Here is a 255-nt window from a genome sequence, read left to right as displayed (position 1 = left end):
CCCTATCTCCAACTATTATTGAGTCATTTAGTGAGTAGCCAATAATCGCCAACAAACTGGCTAAAACAGTTAGGTTAAACTCTATTTGTAACCATGCAAATAAGCCAACCACCAGCACTAAGTCATGAAATAAAGCCACCACAGAGCCTAATGCCAAACGCCATTCAAAACGAACAGCTAAATAAATCATTACCGCGACCATCGCAGCAAATAATGCTAAGCAGCCTTGTTCAAATAGTTCATCACCCACTTGAG

General features: G+C 40.4%; 1 pseudogene. It reads right to left on the bottom strand.

What is annotated here, in order from left to right:
- Positions 1-255: pseudogene (locus AAEY88_RS14545) on the bottom strand (protein translocase subunit SecF); the annotation flags it as partial.

The organism is Psychrobacter sp. CAL346-MNA-CIBAN-0220 (genome assembly GCF_040309805.1).
Classification (GTDB): domain Bacteria; phylum Pseudomonadota; class Gammaproteobacteria; order Pseudomonadales; family Moraxellaceae; genus Psychrobacter.
The sequence above is the reverse complement of the archived record's forward strand: the minus strand, read 5'-3'. Positions and strand labels throughout refer to the sequence as shown.